A 23,354-nucleotide genomic window follows, 5' to 3' on the forward strand; every position below is an offset into this window, starting at 1 on the left:
GCTCATTGCTTCGGGGCGGGCGCGCGAGCGCTCCGCGGTGGAGGATCGGGGCGGATGCCGCGCGCATCGATGCGCATGGTCCGGAATGGCCCTGATCAGTGGCGACGTGGGCGCCGAGAGGGGCGATGCACGCACGTTGCATACCCAATATAGCAGAGCGGTCAGGGGCGGGGCCGGGCCGCCGACCCGCGAACCACCAGCACGACGACGATCGCCGCTACGATTCCGGCGGTGAGGGCGACGGGCACGGGAAGGATGGGGTCGAGCAGGACGAGCACCGCCCCTCCCGGCATCACGACGTCGATGACGCGATCGCGGGCGGGGCGGATGACCAGCCACCAGACGCAGAGCAGGAAGACCGCGATCGGCACCGTCACGGTGAACGACGCGGCGGTGCTCGACAGGACGCTGTCGCCGGTGAGCACGTCGAGTTCGGTCTCGACGCCCGAGGAGAACGCGGCGGCGGCCGCGAAGACGAAGTAGTGCAGGTACCCGTACCGCAGCGAGCGACCGAACGAGCCGACCGCCGTGTGGTGCTCGGGCCAGAAGTAGATCCACCACAGCGCGGCCGTCACGACGAGAGTGAGCACGGAGATCGAGAGGAAGGGGAGGAACGAGTCGGCCTCGTGCAGGGCATCGATGATCGCATTGGCCGACGCCAGCAGACTCTCGCCGAGCACGATCAGCGTGAAGAGCCCGTAGCGCTCGGTGATGTGGTGCGGATGCCACGGCGTTCGCACCTCGCGCTCCGCGACGATCGGCACCGACATCTCCAGCAACGCGAAGACCACGAACGCCCCGATCTGGATCGCGCCCGTCGGCAGGAACAGGAAGAGGACCCAGAGCACCTGCACGCCCGCGATTCCCGCGGCGTAGCGCAGGGTCGCCCGCCTCAGTCGCCCCGCGCTGCGCGAGGCCCGCAGCCACTGTGCGACCATCGCGATGCGCATCACGACGTAGCCCGCCACGACGATCCCGTACCGCCCGTGCTCGAAGGCGTCGGGGATCCCGGCCGCGAGCACCAGCACACCGCCCATCTGCACGATGGTCGTCACGCGGTAGAGCCAGTCGTCGGTGTCGAATGCGGTGGCGAACCACGCGAAATTCATCCACGCCCACCAGATGGCGAAGAACAGCATCGCGAACGAGGTGAGCCCGTGCAGCACGTGCCCGGCGCTGAACGCGTGGTGCAGCTGTGCCGACGCGATGCTGACGGCGACGACGAACACGAGATCGAAGAACAACTCGAGCGAACTCGCCACCCGATGAGGCTGTCGTGCATCTCGGGGGATCATGCGGGTGAGGCCCCGCCGCGCCGGGGTGCTGTTCGACGTCACCGCGCCAGATTAGACCCGTCGGCGCCGCGCGCCGCGCTCGACGACGAACGCTCCTCACGGCACGCCGATCGCACCTTCCCTGCAACGCCGCGGTGGGCTATGCTGACGACGTCTGCAGCTCTCGCTGTACGCATCCACCGTGTGGGACGGAGGATGCAGCGACCGTGATGTGGGATCACGGACGAACGCGAGGCCCGAGGGGTCGGGTATGCAGACGAACCCGTGAGCGTGGGGCTCGCGGATTTGGGGAATCTGGGGAAACAATGGCGCACTGGGGATATCTGCGTACATTCATGGCTCGAGGGGCCACGGCATGACCTCCGTAGAGGATGCCGTCGGCATCGCTCGCGCAGGTTCGGCATTCGTGCCGGTCGCCGCCGCTCCACGAGCCGCACTGCCGGTGCCGCGTTCGGTGGTCTCACCGCGCGTCTCCGCAACGCTGGAACGCCGCCGTCAGTGGGAACGGCGATATCGGATGCGACTGCGGACGACGGATGCGGCTGCCATCCTGCTCGCCGTCGCCCTGACGGCGGCGATCCAGCTGACCCGAGGCGAGGCCTCGGTGCAGGTACTCGTCGCGAGCCTGCCCCTCGCCGGGCTGTGGTTCGTGATGCTCGGCGCTCTGCACACCAGAGACGCGGCGCTGTTCCGGGCCAGCGCGACGGAGTACCGTGGCGTCGCCCACGCGAGCGGCCTGGCCTTCGGACTGGTCGCGTTCGTCGCAGTGATCGTCGAGTGGGAGTCGATGCGCCTCGTGCTGCTCGTCGGGTTCCCGTTCGGCCTGCTGCTGCTTCTTCTGACGCGGTGGGTATGGCGGCACTGGCTGGTCGCCGAGCGCCGCGAGGGGCGCTTCGCCTCCCGCACGCTCGTCGTCGGCGACCGCCGTGCCGTCGACTACGTCATCCGCACGCTGCATCCGATCGGGGCGTCGGGGTATCAGGTCGTGGGCGCGACGCTGCTCGACGGCAACGCGCGCGACATCGAGGTCGACGGCATCCGCTTCCCGGTGCTCGGCAACTCGCGCACGGTGGCGACCGTCGCCAGCGAGCTCGGCGCCGACACGATCATCGTTGCGAGCCACCCGGAGGGCGAGGAGGACTTCGTCAAGCACCTGAGCTGGCAGCTCGAGGGTGCCGCCGCCGAACTCGTGCTCTCGAGCCGCCTGACCGACGTCGCAGGTCCGCGCATTTCATTCGCGCCGGTCGAAGGCCTGCCGTTGATCCAGGTGCAGATCCCGACGTACGAGGGCGGCAAGCATGTGATGAAGCGGGCGCTCGACATCGTCGTCTCGGCGATCGCTCTCGTGCCGATCGGCCTGATCCTGCCGGCGCTCGCGCTCGCCATCAAGCTCGACTCCCGGGGGCCGGTGTTCTTCCACCAGGAGCGCGTCGGCCGCGACGGTCGGAGCTTCCGCATGGTCAAGCTCCGCTCGATGACGACGGATGCCGAGGCGCGGCTCGCCGCGTTGCAGGACCAGAACGAGGGTTCCGGACTGCTGTTCAAGATGAAGGCCGACCCCCGCGTCACGCGGGTGGGCCGCGTGCTGCGCAAACTCTCGCTCGACGAGCTGCCGCAGTTCTGGAACGTGCTGATCGGCGACATGAGCGTCGTCGGGCCGCGTCCCCCGCTGCCCAGCGAGGTGACGGCGTACGACGGCACGGTGTTCCGTCGGCTGTACATCAAACCCGGCATCACCGGCCTGTGGCAGATCTCGGGGCGCAGCGACCTGTCGTGGGACGAGAGCGTGCGACTCGACCTGCGCTACGTCGAGAACTGGTCCGTCATGAACGACCTGCAGATCATGTGGCGCACAGCCAAGGTCATGGTGCAGCCGAGCGGGGCCTACTGACAGAGACAGAGAGGGTGCATCCGCCATGCGGGTGCACCCTCTCTCGTGAGCAGACTGCGGTCAGTCGCGAGCGTTCACCCACGGATCGAGTCCCGCCTTCTTGAAGGCATCCACCATGCCCGCACCGTTGTCGATGCGCATGTCGCACGAGGAGTTGCCGGACCCGGCATCGAAGCGTACGAGGGCCTTGATGTTCGGGTACCGCTGGAGAACCGACGGAATGTCCTTATAGAACTGCGTCGAACGTCCCGGGTTGGCCTCATCGAACTCGGTGCCGTACTCCATCAGGATCTGCGGCTTGTCTCCCCAGCCGTTCTCCACCATGAAGTCGTGCGGCCCTCGCACCTCGTTCTCAAACGTGGTCCAGTTACTGCCGTTGCACGTATAGAAGTTGTACGGGTCGAAGCCGACCCAGTCGACGTACGCGTCACCGGGGTAACCGGACGCGATCTTGTCGTCGTTGCCTGCGCCCAGGTATCCGGTCGAGACCCACAGCCAGGCGACGTTCGATACGCCCTTCGCCTCGAACCGGTCGTGCACCCGCTGGTAGGCGTCGATGTACTCCGCCATCGTGCCCTTGTCGAAGCGATCGAACTCGGGGTCGAACGCGATCATCACCGGCTCCCCGAACGCCTTCACCCGGTCGGCGGCGGAGTCGATGTACTCGTCCCACTCCCCCCGCGCGATCGCGGACCACCGGATGTCGGTGTTGCTGCTCGCCACCCGAGCCTGCCAGGCGAAGAGGAGCGTTCGGTCCTGGCCCAGCGTCTGCTCGTGCGAGTCGGGGAAGAGTCCCTGGTGGGTGCTCTTCGAGAAGTCGTGATAGCGCAGGGTGACGTCGAACTGGCGTCCCACGCGCGCTTCGAGATCGGTGACGGCCGACGTGAGCGTGTCGCCCTTGATCGTGTAGGCGCCCCAGAGCGCGCCGCATGCGGGAGCGAGGTATCCCTGCGCACCGCACTCGTCACCGGCTCCCGGCTGCTCGCCCGGTGCGGGAACCGGGTTCGGGTTGGGAGCGGGAACGGGGTTGGGAGCGGGCGCCGCTTCGCTCGTCGCGGTCAGTTCCGCATCGAAACTCACCGTGGGCGTAGACCGCCAATTCAGATGCGTCGACGCCGCGATGACATTCTCACCGGCATGCAGCGCAGACGCGGGGATCGTGACGGTACGGAGCTGTGCCCCCGCGGTGGCGTTCGGGGCCTTCGTGGCGTATGTCCTCGATGAAAGCGTGCCGCCGGGGAGGTTCACCCGGCTCACCTCGACGCCGTTGACGTACATCACTGCGCCGTCGTCCGCGCGGAACGACAGCTCCACGTCCGAGAGTCGAACTCCCTCGGGGACCGTGAAGTCGGTGCGGAACTGGATGCTGAGCGGTTTGCGGGTCGCGCCGGCCTCGGGTGTGGTCTGCGTCCGCGCATCCGGTCCCCATCCGAGAGGAGCGGTTCCGCTCTTCCAGGCGGAGTCGTCGAATGTCGGCGATTGCCACCCCTCCGCCCAGGCATCGGCGGAGTAGCGCCATTGCCATGCGGATCCGCCCGGGATGAGCGTGAGTGGCCCGGTCGTAGCGGCTGCAGCCGGTTGCGTCGACGAGGCCACCGGTGCGGCGGATGAGGTGGTGGCCGCGGCGGCGGGTGACGCGGACAGGGCTGCGCCGATCAACACCGTGGAGGCGATGACGGCGGATGATGTCGTGATGACTTTTCGGAGCGCGCGGAAGCGACTTCTGCGGTCTGTCAAGAGGGGTCCTCAGTGTGGGTAGACGGTCTCATCGATTCGCGGAATGCGATTTCGACGCGAGCGCCACGCCCCCCTCCGGGCCTGACTGGGCGATCGTTCCGGAGAGTCAAACACACGAATATCGATCTCGCAACTTTCCGGTCACGGAAAGATCACGACTCCGTCAGGTGAACTCACCTCCTGGAGCCACGCCCCCGCCGCGAACCCGCCTGCTGAGAAGAGGAAACCCTTCCGATCTCCTGCCCACGGTGCGACCGGGTCAGACCCACGACGACCGGCTGCTCCCGGCCATCCAGTGCTTCCCATGCCGCAGCCACCTCGGCGAGACGCGAGTGTTCACCCACCAGGAGCGTCACGACATCGGCCCGACCCGCCAGCCGCGCGAACACACCGAGGGAGTGCGCGCCGGAGACGTTGACGACGCGAGGTGTTCTGTCGTCGACCCCACGGTCCAACCGGGCGTCGGCCTCGCGCTCGGCGACGGCATCGGCATCCGCATCAGCATTGGCGGCGGCATCCGACGACCCGGCCACGCCATGAGTTCCGTTTCGCGCTCCCCACGGATCCGTCCCCGCGAGCATCCCGGCGGTCGTGACGGCCTCGAGCGCCTCCTCCAGCCGAGCAACCGCGGGTGTGGATCCGGGCGCGTCGATCTCGCGAAGCAGCACACGTGGCGATTGCTTCCCCGACGACGCCTCGACCACCCGGTCGGCGAGGTCGACCCAGAAGGCCGGGCTGCCCGCCGCATCGACCACGGGCGCCTCGCCGACCACACGGGCGAGGCGGTCGGCCGAGCGCACCCGAGGGTCCGTGCGTTCACGCAGCAACGCCGCCGCAATACCGAGCAGCACGCCACCGACCAGTCCTCCCGCGAGCGAGACCGTCAGCCCCGGCGTCGCGCTACTCGACGGCACCTCCGCCTCCCCGATGATGCGCCCAGGCTCGGACGTCGTCAGCAGCAGGCTCAAGCGCTGCTGCTGCAGCGTCTGGACGAGGCTGGTGGTCGCGGCATCCTGCGGCCGCCCCTGCAGCTCGACGAGTTGCGCGTCGATCTTCTCCAGATAGCCGTTCACGACTGTGTCGGCCCCCTCGCGCCGGAACTCGAGGTACGCCTCACTGAGCGCGTCGGCCGCGCGTGCGGCCTCGGTCGGCGAGTCGGCACTCACCGTCACCTGCAGCACCTGCGATCCCGACGGGGCGGCCACGTCGACCTGCGAGAGCAGGAACGACCCCGGGTTCAGCGTCACCCCCAGCGCTTCTGAGGCTCGCTGCGCGACCTCGCGCGATCCGAGGATCTCCTGCTCCGTGCGGATGTTGACCTCCTCTTTGGTGCCGGTGAAGGGGTTGGACACCCCCGCGGACACCACGAGGCTCGTCGTCGCCGAGTAGCGCGTCGGCGTGGCCGCCCACAGAGCGACCCCGCCCAGCACCCCGATCAGGGCGCACACCGCGATCACCCGCCATCGGCGGCGCAACACCTCCACAATGAACGCGAAAGTCATCGATTCCCCTCCCCCGAGCCGGCGTCCGACGCCGACTCCCCTGTCATGATTGTCGACCATCCATAGCCGATCCGGTCACCCGTTCGTCCAACTGGTCGAGAAGTCGCGCCGACCGATGGCGATCGACCTTTCGCACGAAGAACGCCCCGGAACGATCGATGCGCTCGCGGTCGACGTCTGTCAGCACCTTCGGGTGCCCGAAGCCGTCGCTGTCGAAGTCGATGTACCGACCGTTCCCATTGACGAAGTCGAAGCGTCCGTCGCTGAGGAGGATGCTCTGGAAGAACACCTCGTCGACGGCGAGGCTCGTGCGTCCCCACTGCACGATGTCCGGACGCGAGTCGACCGTGTGCAGGACGTGCCGCACGGCGCGTCGCGAGATCGTGAACCATGCCGACCCTCCGTGCACCGTCAGCCCCCGCGGAAGGCGAGGGCGGCGGAGTGCGATCCGGAATGTCCCGTACGCGATGTTCATGCGGAGGAGCGGCTGCACGTAGTTGATGCCGTGCACCCAGTGCCACCGCCGTCGCGACGACGCGCTGAGCGGCCAGAGGATCCACCATCGATAGAGGTACCGTTGGCGCGCCTCGTGCATCGACCAATCGCTGCTCTGCGGATCGAGCGCGGAGTGGTGGTGCAGGAAACCGTCGCCGCAGTCCGCGAGGGCGTCGAGAAACTCCGCCACGGGGCGCGCGGGGTAGTCCATTCCCGAGAGCACGGTGACGTGGTCGGCGCCCCCGTCGGCCTCGACCAGCCGGAACAGCGAGACGATGCGTTCGATCTGGGTGAAGTCGCCGCGTCCGCCGGTCTCGCGGATCACGGTGCACCGGGGCCCCTCGAGCGACTCCACCCCCGGTTCGCCGGCGGTGTCATGACTGATGTACACCCGCACGTCGTCGGCCCCCGCCAGCAACCGTTCGACCAGTCGGGAGAGCTGCGGGACATCGGCATGGCTCGTGATCACGAACGCCGCTCGCATGGTCGCCTCAGGCATGCGCCCCTCCTCGACGTCCGTGGCCGCGCCGCAGCACCGAGAGCAGGACGACGCCGTACACGGCCAGCACTGCGCCGAGTCCCGTCAGACGTGCGAACGTCGATGCGTCCGCGAACCCCGCGCTGACCGCGAGGGCACCGCCGAGCACCATGAGCACCGGCAACGCACCCGAGCGCACCACCTCACGGGCATCCGCCCGCACCCCGACAGCTCGGTGCACCTGGATGCCCGCCAACAGCGTGTCGACGACGACTCCCGCCGCGTAGGCCGCAGCGGCGCCGACGATGCCCCACATCGGCACGAGGACGAGGCACAGGACGATCAGCACCGCCAGCTGCACCGCCTTGTTCATCAGCTGGCTCGTGCTGCGGCCGGCCATCAGCAGCACCGTCTGCAGAGCACCGCCGGTGTTGCGCAGGCCCATGGCGACGGCGAGCACGACCAGCGCCGTCGCCCCCTCGTGGAACTGCTCGCCGAAGAGCCCGAGGAGATCGGGCGCGAAGACCGCGACGGCGATGTAGAACGGCCAGGACGAGAGGATGAGCAAGCTCGTCACCCGGTGGAACAGCGATCGCGCTTCCCGGGTGCGGCCTTGGGCGACGGCGGAACTCATGCGCGGCCCGAGGACGATCCTCATGGCCGCCTCGAGCATGGACCCCGCCTGGACGATCCGGGTGACGACGCCGTACACGCCGCCGGCAGCGGGACCCAGGAGCGCGATGACGATGAGGACGTCGGCCCAGTCGAGCGCGCGCTCGAGGATGACGGCGCCGCCACGCGGAAGCGAGAACGCCCAGAACGCTCGACGTTGCGCGACCGATTCGACCCGGTCGAGGGCAACGGGCGCGGGTGCGTCCCGGGAGATCTGGCGACGAAGCGCGAAGGCCGCGAGCGCGGCGGCGAGCAGCAGAGGCGCGGCCCACGCCCACACGGCAGCCCACGCCGAGCCGATCCACACGACGGCGGCAGCGACGGCACCCAGGCGCAGCACCGGGATGAGCAGATTCTGGATGAGCGTGTAGGTCGAGATCCGTCCGAGACCGCGAGACCCGCCGAGGAGCACCCCGATCAGGGCTCCGGGCACCAGAGCCAGGGCGAGGATCCGAAGCGTGTCGACACCGTCCGCGTCGAGCCCCATCCAGGAGCCCAGCACGGGCGCCGCGGCGAACGTCGTGGCACCCAGGAGCGCACCGACCGCGAGCACGGGAAGCACGGCCGTCCGAACGGTCGACCGCAGGAGTCGGACCTCGCCGAGCGACTTCTGACGCGACAGCGCCCGCATGAGCCCGGTGTCGGCGCCGAGTCCGACGACGCTCGTCGCGATCATGAACCAGGACGTGAGCTGGAAGAACTCTCCTGTCGCCGTCGCCCCGAGACCGGAGCCGATCAGCCACGTGACGACGAACGCGAGCGCGGCGTTCACCGTGATGCCGGCGAACGTGAGGAGCGACTCCCGGCCAAGGCGTTTACCGTCCGACACGCGGAAACACCTCCTCTCGGTCGACGCTGGCCCGGCTGAGCACGGCGGCAGCGAGGAGGAGGATCAGGCACTGCGTCACGGCGAGGCCGTAGAACCAGATCGTGACCCCCACGGTGACCATCAGACCCTGCATGACGTACGCCGCACCGCCGCGCAGATGTCGGCCGGCGACGAGCACCCGCGCGAGGAAGGCGAGGAAGAGAACCAGCCCGACGAAGCCGTAGCAGAACATCAGGGTCCAGGCGTACCCCTGGGTGCCGAGCGAGATGCCGATCGACGCATCCATGGCGGGAGTCGCCCATCCCACGAGCGGGGATTCCAGGACACGCTCGATCGTCGCCTGGTAGATGGTGCTCCGCCCCGTCGTCGTGTCGGAATACTCCTGCCGTCCCGCGATGGCGGCGAAAACGCCGAGCCACGCGAGCACCGTCACCCCCGCGGCGAGCACGACGGCCATCGCCGCCCCTGCACGCAGCATCCCCGCCGCCAGGAACCGAAGGCACATGAAGACCAGGAAGGCCCCGAGCGCGATGAACATGCCGCGATTGCTGGTCTGCGCAGCCGGGTAGAGGGAGCCCACGAGCGCCACTGCGAGGAGCGCGCGCACACCGGGACGCCGCAGGCGCGTCCAGACGAGCGCCATCACGGGAGTCAGCAGGGCATACGCCATCCCCCAGGAGTTCGTGTACGGGAAGGGAGCGGCGGGACGCACGAACGGCTCCTCAGCGCCCCACGGCTGCTGTACTTCGGCGAGCCGCGGCAGCACCAGTTCACGCACCAGCTCGTTGCTGAGCAGCGACCCCGGAAGCACCTGTGCGAGCGGCGTGGAGATGCGCACATCGGGGAAGAAGGTCGCGAGCGTGCCGAGCACGACGACCGTGCTCCAGATCACGGCGAATCCCCCGAAGATCTTGGCCGGCGAGATGCGTTCCCGCGCGTTGACGTAATAGAGGAAGGCGATGCCGACCGCGAACAGGTCGACGGTGCGCTGGAGGAATCCGATCGCCTGCATGAACCCGGTCAGCGAGACGGCGCACACGACCACCCATCCGAGGAATGCCCCCCAGACGAGCACGCCGGGCGTCGCCCTGAGCCGGCCGCGCAGGAGCAGGAACGCCGCCATGAGGGATCCGAAGGCGATCGGCACGAACAGTGAGAAGCCGGTGACCCAGTAGAGCGGGAATCCGTAGATCCACGCGAGTAGCGGCCATCCGGGCAGCACCTGCGCCCCGGCCGGAAAGGGGGCCGGGGGCGCAGGTGAGTACCGTGTGCGAACAACGGTGGACGGGGCGTTCACGTCCCGGAAGGCGGCGCGAGCACGCCGGTCAGCTCGAACCGGGTCTTCGGCTGAGCCGGATCCGCGGCGTGGACCTCCACCGCGATCACGTTGCGACCCGGCGTGAGAACAGCGGGCGGAACGATCACCGCGATCGGCGCGCCCGCCTTCACGCCGCCCTTCGCGTGCGCCGGCGTCACGGCGGAGACGAGACCCTCCGGCATGTCGAGGCGGCCGACCTCCACGCCGTTGACGTACACGACGGCCCCGCCGTCGATCTGCGGGGTGAGTACGATCGGCCGCCCGCCCGTTCCTCCGCCGAGGTCGATACTCGTGCGGAGGTACGTGGTCGGCGACGCAGTCGCATCGTTCCCGACGGCCGTCCCGGCGGCACCTCTCGCAAGGGTGGCTCCCCGGAGGAACGGCGCGGAGCCGGTCGCCCACGACGAGTCGTCGAACGACGCGCTCGTCCACTGGGCACCCGGTTCGACCTGGGCGCTGAGCGACCAGACGGTTTCCGCCGGCAGCACCGAGGTCGGCGACGGGGTGGGCTCGGCCGGAGTCACCGGTGCCGGTGCCGGCGCCGGAGCTGGAGACGGAGTGAGCGGAGCGGGAGCGGGCGCCGGCGCCGGCTCCGGAGCGACCGGTGCCGGGGCGGGTGCGGGTGCCGGGGCGGGTGCCGGTGCATCCGGCACCGACTCCGCGGTCAGCGTGCTATCGGCCTGCATCCGCTGCTGAGCGCCTGCCGCCAGCGGATTCGCGGTCGCCACGAGCTCGAAGCTGTGGCTCGGGGTGGAGCGGTAGTTCGAGTGCACCTCGACGCTCACGCTGTTCTGGCCGACGCGCAATAGCGACAACGGCACCTGATACACCACCGGGTTCGCGAGCGCGTTCGCCGCGCCCACCGCCGAGGTGGCGTACGTGGTGTGTCCGACCGTGCCCGCGGGCAGGTTGGTACGACCGACCTCCGTGCCGTTCACCAGCACGCGGATGCCGTCATCCGCCCGCGTCGTGATGACGAAGGAGCCCAGCCCCGACACATCGTCGAGTGTGAACAGCTTGCGGTAGTACGAGGTGATCGGCCTCGTCGCGGACGCCTCGAGCGTCGTGCCGAGGCTGGCCTGCCCCCACCCGATCGGCGCTGCACCACTGGGCCAGCCCGAGGAATCGAACCCGTCCGACGCCCACGCCGCCGCCGGAGCGTCGGTCGCGAAATAGTAGGACCACTGCGATCCCGCCGCGACGACGTCGACCGGCACGGGCTCCGGCTCGGGATCCGGCTCGGGATCCGGCTGGGCGCCCAGGGTGAGCACCCCGGTCAGCTCGAAGCTGTGACTGGGGGTCGACCGGTAGTTGGAGTGCACCTCGGCCGAGACCACGTTGGCGCCGCTCTTCAGGAGCGAGCCGGGAACGGTGAACGTGACCGGGTTCGCGACCGCGTTGGCCGCGGTGACGGCCGAGCTCGCATATGTGGTGAAACCGACGGGCCCGGCGGGCATGTTGGCCCGACCGACCTCGGTGCCGTTGACGTAGACGACGATGCCGTCATCGGCCCTGGTCGTGAGAGTGAGCGCCTGCACACCCGTGGCGTCCTGCACATCGAACGTCCGGTGGTAGTAAGACGCGATCGGCCGGGTGCCGTCGATCGTGAGCGTGGTGCCAAGCGACGCCTGCCCCCACCCGAGCGGAGCCGCACCCGTCTGCCACGACGACACATCCGCGTCGGGCTGCTGCCATCCGGCCGCGGGCGCAGTCGCCGAGAATCGGTACGACCAGGTCGCTCCGGCCGCGAGCACGTCGACGGGCTGCGCCAGCACCGTGGGGGTCACCACGGCTGTGGTGGCGGACCGATTGCCAGCCGCGTCGATGGCGCGAACGAAGTAGCGCGTGCCGGGTGCGGCTGCCGGAACGGAGTAACTCGTCTGCACGGTGGTCGCGATGGTGCGGTCGTTGCGCAGCACCTCGTAGCTCGCCCCCTCCACCGCGCTCCAGGTGAGGGTGTCGGTACCGGCGGCGTGCGAGGCTGTCAGCTGGCCCGGGGTCGCAGGAGCCGTCGCGTCGCGCGGGCTGAACCGGGCGAAGGCCCCGGTCCACCGATTCGTGGCGTCGGCCTGTCGCACGTGCGTGATGTCACCGCCGAGCCACAGGGTGCCGTCGGCGCCCTGCTCGATCGCCCACACGCCGTAACCGACGCGGAGCGTCAGGTTCGGGTTGAAGTCGGCGGCGAACTCGCCGTTCGCCGCATTCCAGAACCCGGCCTGATCGATGTGCTCCACTCGAGAGAAGTTCGTCGGCGTCGGCCAGGTGAGAGCGCCCTGATACACGTTCTCGGAGCAGTGGCATCCGGCCACGAGGTAGCCGTTCCAGGTGTTGATCGCCTGGAAGTCGCCGCCGTTCTGGGTGATGTTGCTGGTGTCGAGGGCCATCGTGTCTCGGTTGTAGCTGAACAGCATGTGCTCAGAGCCACCCAGCCATACCCGGTCGCCGATCTCCTTGACCGCCTGCTGGTAGCCGGTGCGGTTGTTCTCGCGGTTCGAGAACTTCGGTGTCCAGGGGACGACCGAGGCGTCGCTCACGAGGTAAGCGCCGCCACGCTCGGTGACCGTGTCCCAGTTGCTGAGCCCGAAGTACCCTGCGGCGTATACCCGATCGCCGCGCGCCGACGCGTCGACCGAGACCACGGTGCCGTCGAGCAGCGGGTTCCACGCGTCCGGCGCGAGGGTCGCGACGTTCAATCGGCCGAGGTTGCGCATGTAGACCTCGCGGGTGACACCGCTGCCCGTCGCGTGCGTGAATCGGCCGCCCAAGTAGAGGTAGCCGTCCTGCACGTCGAGCGTTCGGATCAGCGGCGCCGTGCCTCCCGTGTAGTTGATCATGCGGGTCGTGACCGACGGGTCGATGGCGCCGGTGCTCGGGTCGAGGACGGCGAACGCGGGAGCCGCGACACCGTTGACCGTCGTGAACGCGCCGCCGATGGCGAGACGCCCGTCCGGCAGCGCGGCGAGGGCTTTCACCTGATTGTTCAGCTTCGGGCGGAACGTCGAGATCCACTCCCCCGTCGATGCGTCGAATGCGGCGATGTAGCTCTGCTCGATCTGACCGCTGCCGGCCGCCGTTCGCTGCACGTAGCGGAAGTTGCCGCCGACGTACATGACTCCGTTGATCTGCGCGAAGTCGGAGACCTCGGTGTTGAGCTCCCCCGAACCCGCTGCTCCCAGGCCTGACACCCCCCACGGGTTCGTCGCCGCATAGCTCGAAGCGGTGGCCGCGACGGTCGTCTGCGGCAGACCCGCGTCGGGGATGGGAGTCGCGAAGACGTCGGCGCTCATGAGACGCGGACGCAGGAACACCTGGGTGAACGGGCGCGGATAGGGCGACGCCGTGTCGACCTGCCAGAGGTAGGAGGTCGCGTCAGGGTTGCCCCGCGCGCTGGAGCCGAACTGGAACCCGCGCTCCCAACCGCGCGTGCCGCTGCCCACGTTGGTCTCGACCCGGCGGTAGGTGCTGTCACGCCCGAAACTGCCGGTCGTGCCGCCCGTGCCGGTCTCACCGTTGAACGAGTACGAGGCGATCTGCTGCAGGCCGGCGAACTGCCAGGACCACGCGTCGCGCGGGGTGCGGTACTTGAACCGCACCTCCTGCCAGGTCGTACCGGCGACGTTCTGCGCACGACGCAGCCGCACTCCCTCTTGGAGCGCATCCACGCGCCCGCCGTTGAGCAGACCGGTGACCATGTCCGTGGAGAGCTGCGCGGGCGAGAACGCTTCGGGGCCGGTGGGGGTCTCCCACACGTCGCGCGGCGTGAGCCGCCCGACGTTGCCCTGCAACCAGTTCTCGCGTCCGCGCCCGATCAGCACCCACCCGCCCCCGTCGGTCTGCTGGTCGCAGTAGAACTGCTGCGGGGCGCCGAGCTTGGGGGTGTTCAACCAGTAGACGCCCGAGGTCGACCCCGGGTCGCGCTGCTTGATCTCCCAGCACGACGCTGCCGCCGTCTCCTGTGACTGACCGACCGAGGTCGCCGTGAGTGCGGCGGCGGCGATCGGAGCGGCCCGCGGCGTCGCCGCCACCGCCGCTCCCGGCGTGAGCAGCGCGCCAACGACCGTTGCGGCTGCGACGGCGGCGAGCGCCAGCAACGACCGCCTGCTCTTCTTCTGCTCGGTGTTCCCCAGCGACATGATGACTCCCCAGAATCAAATGGAATGTGGACCGCTATTGGTGTCGGGTTCGATATCGGTCGATCGCGCTCGTCGCCGAGTGCGAGGGTCGGTGCGTTACGTATGGATGTTCGGGCGGGGCCCCAGCCCCCGGAATGTCAGCAGGCGGGATCGTCTGCGAACGTCTGACGGATGATCTTCCACGCGCCGTCGGCCTGCTCGAGCGTGTAGATGTTCCAGGCCCGGGGCGAGCCCCCGGGGACGATGTTCCCGTCGGCGTCGTGGATCACGACATCCGACGAGTCGAGGCACGCCCGCACGGTCGCGGTCGACGGCGCAGCGGTCGCGTCGTAGGCGAGGGTCTCGACACCGTCGATGCGGATTTCACCGCTACGGGTCCAGCCCTGGTCCTCGAGTTCCGCGCGCTCGGCCTCCACCCCGCTCAGAAAGGCCGGCGATGCGACGGCCGCCAGGCTCGTCCGCACCGCATCGATGTCGCCGTCTGCGACGGTGGTCACCACCGGAAGCACGCTCGTGAGCAACTGCTCCGCTGCCCCGCCGACCTCGTCGGCCGTCGCCTGCGGTGCCGTCGTCGGAGGCGCCACCGGGGGCACCGCGTTCGGCGTGGCGGATGCGGCGGCGCTCTGCGACCCCGGGCCGGCACCGGCGCCGGTGGTGGATGTCGTGGCGACGACCGCGAGCGATGTTCCGGCGAGCAGCACCGAGGCCGCAGCGAGGCCGACGATCCACTTCGTACGGTTTCTCATATCCCTCTCCCCCGCTGGTTGAGCGTGGCCACGATGCGCTGGGGGGAGACCAGTCCCGAGAGCGCGATCCAGGTCAGGGCGACACGCGGCTCGGTCACCCGGTGCCGACGTGCGCGCTTGAGCCATGCACGGGCGTCGGCGGACTCCCCCGCGGCCGCGTAGGCGAAGGCGACTTGGCCGCACATACGGGCGGCGTTGCCCCGATCGAGCAGAAGGTCGGCGTGCTTCTCGAGGAGGAAGCCGAGCCCCTGCGCCATCGGCTTCCATCGACCGGCGAAGTACGACGTGCGGTCCCAGTGGATCACGACCAGAGGGCGTGCGACGCTCACGATGTCGCCGCGTTCGGTGAGCTGCAGCAGCAGGTCGTAGTCCTCCCCGTACGAGTGCGGAATCTCCTCATCGACCCCGCGGGGCAGGTCGAGCAGGTCGACCCGTCGGAACAGCAGCGAGGACGGGTGGATCTCGCCCACGCGCGACAGCAGGAAGTCACCCCGAGTGGTGACCGGCGCCGGGACCCGGACGGTGGTGTCGGATTGGGTCACGATCTCGATGCCGGTGCTGACACCCACCGCATCCGGATGTTCCGCCCACAACTCGACCTGCGCACGGAGTTTCTCCGGCTTCCACTCGTCGTCATCGTCGCAGAAGGCGATAAGGTCGCCTGACGCGGCCGCGATGCCGGTGTTGCGGCCGCCTGCGAGTCCGGGCGTGCGCGCGTTCGCGATCGTCCGGAGCGAGACCGAATCCGACTCCGGCGCGATGTCCGTGAGTTCGTCGATGTCGCACTGGTCGTAGACGATGACGATTTCGAGGCCCCCGGCGTAGTCCTGACTGATGATCGACCGCACGGCACGTCGGAGCAGTTCCGGACGGCCACGCGTCGCGATGATCGTCGTCACGGAAGGCGCGAGGGCGCTCATCGTGCGCTCCCCTGCGCGAGCTCGCGCCAGCGGCGGCGCGAGGAGAGCACGATGTGGGCGGCGTTCGCGATGAGGAGCGCGAGGTAGCACGCGATGAAGAGCGGCAGCACGGCCCAGAGGGCGAAGACCCAGCACAGCACGCCCGGATCGGTCGGCAGGAGGATCCAGGACTGGAGTCTGCGCACTTCCGTGCGCTCGACGCGCGCGCCGTCGCGGAGTAGGCCGCCGACGTTCTGACTGAGGAACGATGCGGAGGCGAGCACCGAGAAAGCCGCGGCGGCGACCGCGAGCATGGGGAGGCCGACTTCGAGGAATGCGACCGCCACCACCAGATGCACGGCGGGAAGGCGGATCGCGTCGAGAGTGTGATCGAGCCATTCGCCTTGAAGGCTTGAACTGCCCTGCAGCCGGGCGAGCTGACCGTCGGCGGAGTCGAGGGCGTATCCCACGGCGAGCAGTACGGCGGCGCTCAGCCCGGCGAGCGCGGGCGATACGGGCTGCAGCACCAGGAAGGCGGCGAGTCCGAGTCCGGTGAACACGATACTCACGACCGACACCATGGACGGTGTCGCGCCGATGCGGGAGAAGGATGCCGCGAACACGCGAGCGACGCGGCGATTCACCCACCGCGTGTACGCGGGTACGCCGGCTCCCGGCTTCTGCGCGCTGTCGAGTCGCTGCAGTGCGGAACGAAATGAATGCGGCGTGTCAACGCCGAATTGAACCCCAGTCATCAGACCGTGTCTCCCCAGATTCCCCAAAAAGACGGAATTCCCACGTTCCGTCTGTCGCCTCCCCTAAGGCGATGTTTTCGCAGACTACCAGAAGATCGGCCCGGTGCACCCACGACTTTCCTCCACACGTCGGGCGCCCCGGCGCCGATCGCGGCCTCCCGATCGACCGCTGCTCGGGGCATACTGAGACGCACCATGGCAGACAGCACCGAAGGTTCGGACCGCCTCAAGGTCCTGCTCGTCGCGTCGACGGGCGGCCACCTCACGCAACTGCTCGCGCTCCGTGACTGGTGGGGTGCGCACGACCGCGCGTGGGTGAGTTTCGACCACCCCCATGCCCACGCGACACTCGTCGGCGAACGGCGCACGTGGGCGTTCTCGCCGACGACGCGCAACATCCCCAACGCCGTCCGTAACGCGCGCCTCGCCTGGCGCGTCCTGCGCGACTTCCGCCCCGACGTCGTCGTCTCCACGGGGGCGGGGGTCGCGGTCCCGTTCTTCTGGGCCGCGCGCATCCTCGGCATCCGCACCGTGTACCTCGAGGTGATCGACCGCATCACGACGAGAACCATGACCGGTCGCCTCGTCTATCCGACCGTCGACGCGTTCGCTGTGCAGTGGCCGGAGCAACGCTCCCTCTACCCCGGCGCCCAGGTGATCGGAGCGACGCTGTGACCCTGCGCGTCTTCGTGTCGGTGGGCACCGACCACCACCCGTTCGCCCGCCTCATCGACTGGATCGACGCGTGGGCCGCCGAGAATCCCGACGTTGAGCTGACCGTGCAGCACGGGTCTTCCCCCGCCTCAGCCGAGGGGGAGAATCACGTCATGATGACGTCAGCCGAGCTCGATGAGCAGTACCGCGGGGCCGACATCGTGATCTCGCAGGTGGGCCCGGGAACCATCGCCGATGCGAACCGCGCCAACCGCCTGCCGATCGTCGTGCCGCGTGATCCCGCACTGGGCGAGGTCGTCGACGGTCACCAGTACCCCTTCGGGGAGTTCATGGCCGCGCAGGGCAGGTGCGTGGTGGTGACCAGCGAAGCCCAGCTGCGCGAGGCTCTCGATCGCGCGACCTCCGCGCCGACCACGCTCCGCTACGAAGCGGTCGCCGAGGGGTCGAATGCCGCCGCTGCGCTCGGCGACCTGGTCGCGTCGGTGGTGGCCGCGCCGCGCCGACGGACGTCGTGGGACCGGATAGCTACCATGCTCCGGCGCCCCGCGCGCTAGAGCTCGCCCGGACGCATCGCCTCGTCTGCGATCGCACGGATGATGCGCCGCGCCGCTCGCGGTCCACGCTGGTCGCACTCCTGCCCTTCGCACTCGTAGCCATACCGCTCGACCTCCTTCCGCGCAGGGACCTCATGCCTCCAGAGAGCCGCCTCGGGACTACGCGATAGGGTTCGACGCACTAGGGTCGAACGTACGGCTGTGGGCCGAGCCCGCGGGTGAAGCCGCGTCACCCATGGGAACGACATCGCCTGAGGGAGCATCATGAAGGGCATCATCCTCGCCGGCGGATCGGGAACCCGCCTCCATCCGATCACGCTGGGGATGTCGAAGCAACTGATTCCGGTGTACGACAAGCCGATGATCTACTATCCGCTTTCGACGCTGATGCTCGCGGGCATCCGTGAGATCCTGGTGATCACCACGCCGCACGACGCAGCGCATTTTGAGCGTCTGCTCGGTGACGGCTCGCAGTTCGGCGTCTCGCTGTCCTTTGCCCAGCAGGCCTCTCCCGACGGTCTCGCGCAGGCGTTTGTCATCGGGGCCGACTTCGTCGGTGATGACGAGGTCGCGCTCGTGCTCGGAGACAACTTGCTGTACGGGCCCGGCCTGGGCTCCCGGCTCTCGCGATTTCGGGGTCTGCAGGGCGGAGCGGTCTTCGCATACTGGGTGGCGGAGCCGAGCGCCTACGGCGTCGTGGAGTTCGACCCTCAGGGACGCGCCGTCTCACTCGAGGAGAAACCGGACGTGCCCCGCAGCAACTATGCGGTGCCGGGTCTCTACTTCTACGACAACGCGGTCGTTGATATCGCTCGAGGGCTGCGACCCAGCGCGCGTGGCGAGTACGAGATCACCGACATCAACCGGGAGTACCTCCGGCGGGGAACCCTCCAGGTCGAAGTCCTCCCCCGTGGTACGGCGTGGCTCGACACCGGAACCTTCGATCAGATGAGCGACGCGGCGGACTACGTCCGGACCATGGAGCGCCGCACCGGCATGAAGATCGGGGCACCCGAAGAGGTCGGCTGGCGCATGGGATACCTCGACGACGACCAGCTCCGAGTACGCGCCGAGTCGCTCGTGAAATCCGGCTACGGGCTGTACCTGCTCTCGCTTCTGGAAAGGGGCCGTTCATGACCCGACTGCTGGTCACCGGCGGAGCCGGCTTCATCGGCTCGAACTTCGTCCACCACGTCGTTGGTCATACGGACTCGCATGTCACCGTGCTCGACAAGCTCACCTATGCGGGCAACCGCGCATCGCTCTCGGGGCTGCCAGATGCGAGGGTCGACCTCGTGGTCGGCGACATCGCCGACGAGAATTTGGTCGACCGCCTCGTCTCGGAGGCTGACGCCGTCGTGCATTTCGCGGCGGAGTCACACAACGACAACTCCCTTCATGACCCGCGCCCCTTCCTCGACACCAACGTCGTGGGCACCTACACCCTCCTCGAGGCCGCGCGTCGCCACGATCGGCGCTTCCATCACGTGTCCACGGACGAGGTATACGGAGATCTCGAACTCGATGATCCGGCGCGTTTCACCGAGCGCACGCCCTACAATCCCTCATCGCCCTACTCCTCGACGAAGGCGGCGAGCGACCTGCTCGTTCGGGCCTGGGTGCGTTCTTTCGGCGTGCGGGCCACCATCTCGAACTGCTCCAACAACTACGGTCCGTTCCAACACGTCGAGAAGTTCATTCCGCGGCAGATCACCAACATTCTGCGCGGCGTCCGTCCCAGACTGTATGGAGCGGGCCTGAACGTGCGTGATTGGATCCACGCGGACGATCACTCCTCGGCAGTCCTCACGATCTTGGAGAAGGGGGAGATCGGAGAGACGTACCTGGTTGGCGCTGACGGAGAGAAGGACAACCGCTCCGTCGTGGAGTCGATCCTCGCCTTGATGGGGCTGCCGACGGATGCTTACGACCATGTGAACGACCGCGCGGGGCACGACCTGCGGTATGCGATCGATGCCTCGCGCCTGCGTTCGGAATTGGGATGGGAGCCGCGTTACAACGACTTCGAGGAGGGACTCGCCTCGACGATCGAGTGGTATCGCGCTAACGAGGCGTGGTGGGCACCCTCGAAAGACGCCACCGAGGCGTTCTACGCTGACAAGGGCCAGTGATGACGAGATACGGAGTGCCGCTTGCGGCGGAACGCACCCCCATCCCAGGGCTGCTCATCGTCGACCTCCCCGTGCACGGCGATGCGAGAGGCTGGTTCAAGGAGAACTGGCAACGCGAGAAGCTCGCGAAGCTCGGCGTTCCCGATTTCGGTCCTGTACAGAACAACGTCTCGTTCAATGACGCCGCAGGCACGACGCGAGGCATACACGCGGAACCCTGGGACAAGTGGGTCTCCGTGGCGACCGGTCGCATCTTCGGCGCCTGGGTCGACCTGCGCGCGGGCGAGACCTTCGGCACCGTCGTCACCGCCGAGATCGACCCGTCCCGCGCTGTTTTCGTGCCGCGTGGCGTAGGAAACGCATTTCAGACTCTCGAGTCCGGCACCGCCTACACCTACCTCGTGAATGATCATTGGTCACCGGACGCCGCGTATTCGTTCCTCAACCTTGCCGATGAGACAGTCGCGATCGATTGGCCCATCGCCCTGAGCGATGCGGAGATCTCCGCGAAGGACCACGATCACCCCCGCCTGTCCGACGTGGAGCCGCTGGCGCCGCGGCGGACGCTCGTCATCGGGGCGAACGGCCAACTGGGACGCGCACTCCGAAGGCGCTTCGGCGATGCTGCGCACATCGAGTACGCCGACCGTGCCGACCTCGACCTAGGGGCAGCGGACCTGCCGACCGCCCGCCGCTGGCGCGACTACGGTGTGATCGTGAACGCCGCCGCCTACACCGCGGTCGACAACGCGGAGACCGCTGAGGGTCGTGCGCGCGCCTGGTCAACGAATGTCTCGGGACTCGCCGCGCTCGTCCGTGTCGCAAGTCAATACGGACTCACCCTCGTGCACGTCTCCAGCGACTACGTCTTCGACGGCGCTACCTCCGAGCCATACACAGAAGACGCACCGTTCTCACCCCTCAGCGTCTACGGGCAGACGAAGGCGGCCGGCGACGCGATCGTCGGCACGCTGCCCCATCATTTCATCGTTCGAACGTCCTGGGTCATCGGAGACGGGCCGAACTTCGTTCGCACGATGATGGATCTCGCACATCGCGACGTTGCCCCCCGCGTTGTCTCCGACCAGCGCGGGCGCCTGACCTTCTCAGACGACATCGCCGACGCCATCGCCCACCTGATCACCACTGACGCGCCCCACGGGACCTACAACGTCACAGGGGACGGGCCCGTCCTGTCGTGGGCCGAGGTAGCTCGACGTGTCTTCGAGCTCTGCGGTCACGACCCGGCTCGCGTGACCGAGGTGTCGACGGAGGAGTACTTCGCAGCGGGCAGCAGCGCCGTCGCTCCTCGCCCGCAATACAGCGTCCTCGACCTCGGGCGCATCTCCGCCACCGGGTGGGTCGCACGGAATGCCCTCGTATCGTTGGAGGACTACATCCGCTCCACCGAAACGTCGGCCTAGAGCTCGCCCGGACGCATCGCCTCGTCGTCGATCGCACGGATGATGCGCTGCGCGGCGGTGTCGGGCTTCGGCTCGGCGTCGTCGCGGCGCCCGCGGGGTGCGTAGACCACGAGCGAGTGGAACAGGAACCGGGCGAAGAACGCGACGATCAGCGACAAGCCCGTCGCGAGCACGCTGGAGATGTGCCAGGTCTCGACCATGAGCGCCATGACCGGGATGCGGAGTGCGGCCTCGACGTTGTTGAACACGAACGAGGCGCCGAATCGCAGGCCGATGCCGCGGGCGTCGCGGCGCATGTCGTCGAAGACGAACCGCTCCTGCAGCAGGAAGTTACCGACGATCGTGACCTCGGCGCCGATGATCGCGGCCCAGATGTACGGCATCCCGAGCGATGTCAACGCCCACATGATGGCGAGGTTCGCCACGGCGCCGACGACGCCGATGATCGCGAACAGCGACATCTTGCCGAAGCGCAGCCGTGCGAGGTGGGCGATGAAGGTGGCCCCCTGCCGCAGGCTCGCCTTCGAGGTGCCGTGCCGGCGCTCGCCGAACTCCATGGGCACTTCGGCCGTGCGCAGGTCGGTGCGCGCGAGGATCTCGAGGAGGATCTTGAACCCCTGCGGACGCAGCGCGGCGAGGTCGAGGCGCCGTCGGTCGACGAGGAAGAACCCCGTCATCGGATCGCTGGTGCGCGCGAGTCGCCGGGGGAACATGGCGCGGGTCAGCCAGGTGGCCGCTCGTGAGACGCCGAAGCGCACGGCGGTGCCCAGTCCGCTCGTGTCACCGCCGCCGATGTAGCGCGATGCCGTGATGACGTCGGTGTCGCCTTCGGCGTACCGCGCGAGCAGCTCCGGCAGCAGTTCGGGCGGATGCTGCAGGTCGCCGTCCATGACGATGCACACATCGGATGCCGCCGCGACGAGACCCGCGACGACCGCACCGCCGAGGCCGCCGGTGTTCTGCTCGCGGTGGATCACGCGCACCGGGAGCGGGGCGTCGGCGGCGACGCGTGCGATCTCGGCGGCGGTGTCGTCGGTGCTGTCGTCGACGAAGAGGATCTCGGCCGTGTCGTCGGCGAGCGCGGCGCCGATGCGCGCGACGATCTCGGCGACGTTGTCGCGCTCGTTGAACGTCGGCACGATGACCGTGACCCTCGTGCCCATGTCGACCCCTCCGCGCTCCAGCGGCATCCATCGTGTCATGCGTTCCTGTGCCGACGGAAACAGCCCGACCGGTATGCGGGTGTCGCGCCGGGCGTGTCGCGCGGCTAGACTGACGCGAGCGGCTGTGGGAGTCGCCGGCGGATGGGGATCCGCCTCTGGGGAAAGACTGATCTGGGGAGATCATGGGCACGCGTATCGGCTACGCCGCGGGAGCATTCGACCTGTTCCACGTCGGCCATCTGAACCTTCTGCGCCACGCGAAGCAGCACTGCGACATCTTGGTCGCCGGTGTCGTGAGCGACGAGATGCTGCGGCAGGTGAAGGGCATCGAACCCGTCATACCGACCGCGGAACGCGCCGACATCGTGCGACACATCTCGTTCGTCGACGACGTGCACGTCGAGACGACGCCGTCGAAGATCGACGCCTGGCGCGCGGTCGGGTTCACGCACTTCTTCAAGGGCGACGACTGGCGCGGCACCGAGAAAGGCCTCCGCTTGGAGCGCGAGTTCGGGGCGGTGGGCGTGGAGGTCGTGTACTTCCCCTATACCGCGCACACGTCGAGCTCGGCCCTGCGCCGCGCCCTCGATGCGATCGCGGCGAGCGCGGCGGCCGTGACCGCATCCGCGCCGGCGATGCTCGCGACGTCGGGCTGA

General features: G+C 68.5%; 18 protein-coding genes. 7 read left to right on the top strand and 11 right to left on the bottom strand.

Annotated elements, in window-relative coordinates; all coding sequences use genetic code 11:
* Window positions 1-161: 161 nt before the first annotated feature.
* Window positions 162-1,295 (bottom strand): low temperature requirement protein A, encoded by a 1,134-nt coding sequence (locus tag AC3A3J_RS15170; RefSeq protein WP_487673133.1) that lies wholly within the window; start codon window positions 1,293-1,295, stop codon window positions 162-164.
* Between the two features lie 355 nt (window positions 1,296-1,650).
* Here AC3A3J_RS15170 and AC3A3J_RS15175 point away from each other — a divergent pair, with 355 nt between their 5' ends.
* Window positions 1,651-3,186: a sugar transferase gene (locus AC3A3J_RS15175; RefSeq protein WP_487673053.1), complete on the top strand. Its 1,536-nt coding sequence runs from the start codon at window positions 1,651-1,653 to the stop codon at window positions 3,184-3,186.
* Between the two features lie 60 nt (window positions 3,187-3,246).
* Here AC3A3J_RS15175 and AC3A3J_RS15180 read toward each other — a convergent pair whose 3' ends face one another.
* The 9 genes from AC3A3J_RS15180 to AC3A3J_RS15220 form a co-directional block, all read right to left on the bottom strand.
* Complete coding sequence (locus AC3A3J_RS15180) at window positions 3,247-4,923, bottom strand: glycoside hydrolase family 26 protein (protein WP_487673054.1); 1,677 nt, start codon at window positions 4,921-4,923, stop codon at window positions 3,247-3,249.
* 173 nt (window positions 4,924-5,096) lie between these two features.
* Window positions 5,097-6,425: a YveK family protein gene (locus AC3A3J_RS15185; protein WP_487673055.1), complete on the bottom strand. Its 1,329-nt coding sequence runs from the start codon at window positions 6,423-6,425 to the stop codon at window positions 5,097-5,099.
* 43 nt (window positions 6,426-6,468) lie between these two features.
* The gene (locus tag AC3A3J_RS15190; protein ID WP_487673056.1) at window positions 6,469-7,419 is read right to left on the bottom strand and encodes a beta-1,6-N-acetylglucosaminyltransferase; all 951 of its coding nucleotides are present in this window, start codon (window positions 7,417-7,419) and stop codon (window positions 6,469-6,471) included.
* Complete coding sequence (locus AC3A3J_RS15195; protein ID WP_487673057.1) at window positions 7,412-8,899, bottom strand: lipopolysaccharide biosynthesis protein; 1,488 nt, start codon at window positions 8,897-8,899, stop codon at window positions 7,412-7,414. Before AC3A3J_RS15195 ends, AC3A3J_RS15190 begins: the two co-directional genes overlap by 8 nt.
* Window positions 8,886-10,121 carry an O-antigen ligase family protein gene (locus AC3A3J_RS15200; RefSeq protein WP_487673058.1) on the bottom strand — a complete coding sequence of 412 codons (1,236 nt, stop codon included), beginning with the start codon at window positions 10,119-10,121 and terminating at the stop codon, window positions 8,886-8,888. The genes AC3A3J_RS15195 and AC3A3J_RS15200 overlap by 14 nt, the downstream gene beginning before the upstream one ends.
* A gap of 71 nt (window positions 10,122-10,192) precedes the next feature.
* Window positions 10,193-14,350, bottom strand: coding sequence for a fibrinogen-like YCDxxxxGGGW domain-containing protein (locus tag AC3A3J_RS15205; protein WP_487673059.1), 4,158 nt, complete (start codon window positions 14,348-14,350; stop codon window positions 10,193-10,195).
* 137 nt (window positions 14,351-14,487) lie between these two features.
* Window positions 14,488-15,096 (bottom strand): hypothetical protein, encoded by a 609-nt coding sequence (locus tag AC3A3J_RS15210; RefSeq protein ID WP_487673060.1) that lies wholly within the window; start codon window positions 15,094-15,096, stop codon window positions 14,488-14,490.
* The gene (locus AC3A3J_RS15215; protein WP_487673061.1) at window positions 15,093-16,016 is read right to left on the bottom strand and encodes a glycosyltransferase family 2 protein; all 924 of its coding nucleotides are present in this window, start codon (window positions 16,014-16,016) and stop codon (window positions 15,093-15,095) included. Before AC3A3J_RS15215 ends, AC3A3J_RS15210 begins: the two co-directional genes overlap by 4 nt.
* Window positions 16,013-16,639: a CDP-alcohol phosphatidyltransferase family protein gene (locus AC3A3J_RS15220; RefSeq protein ID WP_487673062.1), complete on the bottom strand. Its 627-nt coding sequence runs from the start codon at window positions 16,637-16,639 to the stop codon at window positions 16,013-16,015. Before AC3A3J_RS15220 ends, AC3A3J_RS15215 begins: the two co-directional genes overlap by 4 nt.
* A gap of 306 nt (window positions 16,640-16,945) precedes the next feature.
* On the opposite strand from AC3A3J_RS15220, the gene AC3A3J_RS15225 reads away from it, so the two are divergent.
* From AC3A3J_RS15225 to AC3A3J_RS15245, 5 genes are all read left to right on the top strand, one after another.
* The gene (locus AC3A3J_RS15225; protein ID WP_487673063.1) at window positions 16,946-17,425 is read left to right on the top strand and encodes a UDP-N-acetylglucosamine--LPS N-acetylglucosamine transferase; all 480 of its coding nucleotides are present in this window, start codon (window positions 16,946-16,948) and stop codon (window positions 17,423-17,425) included.
* Entirely contained in the window at window positions 17,422-17,979 is a 558-nt protein-coding gene (locus AC3A3J_RS15230) for a glycosyltransferase (RefSeq protein WP_487673064.1), read from the top strand. The genes AC3A3J_RS15225 and AC3A3J_RS15230 overlap by 4 nt, the downstream gene beginning before the upstream one ends.
* A gap of 264 nt (window positions 17,980-18,243) precedes the next feature.
* Entirely contained in the window at window positions 18,244-19,116 is an 873-nt protein-coding gene (rfbA, locus tag AC3A3J_RS15235) for a glucose-1-phosphate thymidylyltransferase RfbA (protein ID WP_487673065.1), read from the top strand.
* The gene (gene rfbB, locus AC3A3J_RS15240; protein WP_487673066.1) at window positions 19,113-20,111 is read left to right on the top strand and encodes a dTDP-glucose 4,6-dehydratase; all 999 of its coding nucleotides are present in this window, start codon (window positions 19,113-19,115) and stop codon (window positions 20,109-20,111) included. Before rfbA ends, rfbB begins: the two co-directional genes overlap by 4 nt.
* Window positions 20,111-21,535 carry a sugar nucleotide-binding protein gene (locus AC3A3J_RS15245; RefSeq protein ID WP_487673067.1) on the top strand — a complete coding sequence of 475 codons (1,425 nt, stop codon included), beginning with the start codon at window positions 20,111-20,113 and terminating at the stop codon, window positions 21,533-21,535. Before rfbB ends, AC3A3J_RS15245 begins: the two co-directional genes overlap by 1 nt.
* On the opposite strand, the gene AC3A3J_RS15250 is transcribed toward AC3A3J_RS15245, so the two are convergent.
* A complete protein-coding gene (locus tag AC3A3J_RS15250) occupies window positions 21,532-22,737 on the bottom strand; it encodes a glycosyltransferase (RefSeq protein ID WP_487673068.1) in 1,206 nt (401 codons plus the stop codon). The genes AC3A3J_RS15245 and AC3A3J_RS15250 overlap by 4 nt on opposite strands.
* Window positions 22,738-22,880: 143 nt before the next feature.
* On the opposite strand from AC3A3J_RS15250, the gene AC3A3J_RS15255 reads away from it, so the two are divergent.
* Window positions 22,881-23,354 (top strand): FAD synthase family protein, encoded by a 474-nt coding sequence (locus tag AC3A3J_RS15255; RefSeq protein WP_487673069.1) that lies wholly within the window; start codon window positions 22,881-22,883, stop codon window positions 23,352-23,354.

It is taken from the genome of Microbacterium sp. Soil_N32 (assembly GCF_057655505.1).

What these genes read in the sequence shown, in the direction of transcription:
- AC3A3J_RS15170 (WP_487673133.1), bottom strand. Translation starts at nt 1,295, where the DNA reads ATGATCCCCCGAGATGCACGACAGCCTCATCGGGTGGCGAGTTCGCTC.
- AC3A3J_RS15175 (WP_487673053.1), top strand. Translation starts at nt 1,651, where the DNA reads ATGACCTCCGTAGAGGATGCCGTCGGCATCGCTCGCGCAGGTTCGGCA.
- AC3A3J_RS15185 (WP_487673055.1), bottom strand. Translation starts at nt 6,425, where the DNA reads ATGACTTTCGCGTTCATTGTGGAGGTGTTGCGCCGCCGATGGCGGGTG.
- AC3A3J_RS15190 (WP_487673056.1), bottom strand. Translation starts at nt 7,419, where the DNA reads ATGCCTGAGGCGACCATGCGAGCGGCGTTCGTGATCACGAGCCATGCC.
- AC3A3J_RS15205 (WP_487673059.1), bottom strand. Translation starts at nt 14,350, where the DNA reads ATGTCGCTGGGGAACACCGAGCAGAAGAAGAGCAGGCGGTCGTTGCTG.
- AC3A3J_RS15210 (WP_487673060.1), bottom strand. Translation starts at nt 15,096, where the DNA reads ATGAGAAACCGTACGAAGTGGATCGTCGGCCTCGCTGCGGCCTCGGTG.
- AC3A3J_RS15215 (WP_487673061.1), bottom strand. Translation starts at nt 16,016, where the DNA reads ATGAGCGCCCTCGCGCCTTCCGTGACGACGATCATCGCGACGCGTGGC.
- AC3A3J_RS15225 (WP_487673063.1), top strand. Translation starts at nt 16,946, where the DNA reads ATGGCAGACAGCACCGAAGGTTCGGACCGCCTCAAGGTCCTGCTCGTC.
- rfbA (WP_487673065.1), top strand. Translation starts at nt 18,244, where the DNA reads ATGAAGGGCATCATCCTCGCCGGCGGATCGGGAACCCGCCTCCATCCG.
- rfbB (WP_487673066.1), top strand. Translation starts at nt 19,113, where the DNA reads ATGACCCGACTGCTGGTCACCGGCGGAGCCGGCTTCATCGGCTCGAAC.
- AC3A3J_RS15245 (WP_487673067.1), top strand. Translation starts at nt 20,111, where the DNA reads ATGACGAGATACGGAGTGCCGCTTGCGGCGGAACGCACCCCCATCCCA.
- AC3A3J_RS15250 (WP_487673068.1), bottom strand. Translation starts at nt 22,737, where the DNA reads ATGACACGATGGATGCCGCTGGAGCGCGGAGGGGTCGACATGGGCACG.
- AC3A3J_RS15255 (WP_487673069.1), top strand. Translation starts at nt 22,881, where the DNA reads ATGGGCACGCGTATCGGCTACGCCGCGGGAGCATTCGACCTGTTCCAC.